This window comes from Leisingera sp. JC1 (genome assembly GCF_001679925.1).
GTDB lineage: Bacteria > Pseudomonadota > Alphaproteobacteria > Rhodobacterales > Rhodobacteraceae > Leisingera.
Genome location: NZ_LYUZ01000017.1, coordinates 1 through 1,314, shown reverse-complemented (window position 1 = coordinate 1,314; position 1,314 = coordinate 1). Strand labels below are relative to the sequence as shown.

The following is a 1,314-nucleotide window of genomic DNA, read 5'->3' as shown; positions in this document are numbered from 1 at the left end:
GAACACGCCAAATCCTGTCGCAACGTGCTGCGCGCCTTCCTTCGCGAGGCGCATCTGCTGGCCCGCGCCGAGCACCCCGGCATCGTCGGTGTGCATCAGGTCTTCAAGGAAAACCAGACCGCCTATATCGCGATGGAGTTCATTGACGGTCTTGACCTGCTGACCGTGCGCGAGGAACAGCCCGAGCGGCTGACCGCACCGGTGCTGCGGCAGATTCTGACACAGGCGCTGGAGGCGCTTGGCTGCCTGCACGGGCTTGGTATTCTGCACCGCGACATCTCGCCCGACAATCTGCTGCAGCACCGGTGCGGTCAGCCGCTCGGGCTGTTCCTCGCGCACGGTCAGCAGGTCAAGACCGTCAATGAACTCCATCGCGATATAGGCGGTCTGGTTTTCCTTGAAGACCTGATGCACACCGACGATGCCGGGGTGCTCGGCGCGGGCCAGCAGATGCGCCTCGCGAAGGAAGGCGCGCAGCACGTTGCGACAGGATTTGGCGTGTTCCGGCGCCGTCGGCTCCACCTCCGGGCCGTTGCGGCGGCACAGCCCCGCGGGAAAGCACTCCTTGATCACCACCCGCCGTTCCAGGCTGTCGCGCGCCAGATAGGTGATGCCGAAGCCGCCGCTGATCAGCGGGCGCTCAATCTGGTACTGGCCCTGCAACAGCTTGAAGCCGCAGGGCAGTTCGCAGGTCTGCGCCGGATCGGCGGAAGATGGGTCGTGCGGCACGGCGTCTGTTCCTCCTGGCTGCTCGGTCCCGGGCCGGAAGGGCGCGGGCGGACCTTTAAGCTGCCGGCGGAATGGGGAATGTTCACGGCCCCATTCGGGCAATTGCGGCAAAGCCGCCGTATTTCCGCCATAATCCTTGCCAAAGGGCAGCAAACATTGGGTTAACAGCGGGCCGGCGAGTTGCCTTGAAGTTAGTTAAACTGGGGCGCTATTCCGTTTGCGGGGCCGGTGCCGCCAGGCCGGGGAGGGCTGGGCATTCCCGCGGCGCATCGGTAGGATTGACGCATGACAATCTGGTATCCCGATCCCGAGACCCTCACAGCGCCGCTGCATGCCAGCCTGGCGCAGGCCATGGCCAGGGCGATCTCCGATGGCCGCCTGGCCGCGGGCGCGCAACTGCCGACCCATCGCCGGATGGCACAGGAACTGGGCCTGAGCGTGCATACGGTCAGCAAGGCCTATGACAGCCTGCGGCGGCAGCGGCTGATTGACGGCCAGGTCGGGCGCGGCAGTTTCGTGACCGGAGCAGAGGCAGGCGGCAGCCCGCCTTACCGGTTGCAATCAGAGACTGGCGGCGGCTACGGC

2 protein-coding genes are annotated in these 1,314 nt (G+C 65.9%); both read left to right on the top strand.

Annotation, left to right across the window (positions count from 1 at the left end):
- The first annotated feature begins 24 nt into the window (after positions 1-24).
- The gene (locus A9D60_RS26925; protein ID WP_254656623.1) at positions 25-894 is read left to right on the top strand and encodes a protein kinase domain-containing protein; all 870 of its coding nucleotides are present in this window, start codon (positions 25-27) and stop codon (positions 892-894) included.
- A gap of 120 nt (positions 895-1,014) precedes the next feature.
- Positions 1,015-1,314, top strand: a 300-nt coding sequence (locus A9D60_RS03595; protein WP_141117807.1) for a GntR family transcriptional regulator, incomplete at its 3' end; no start/stop codon positions are given.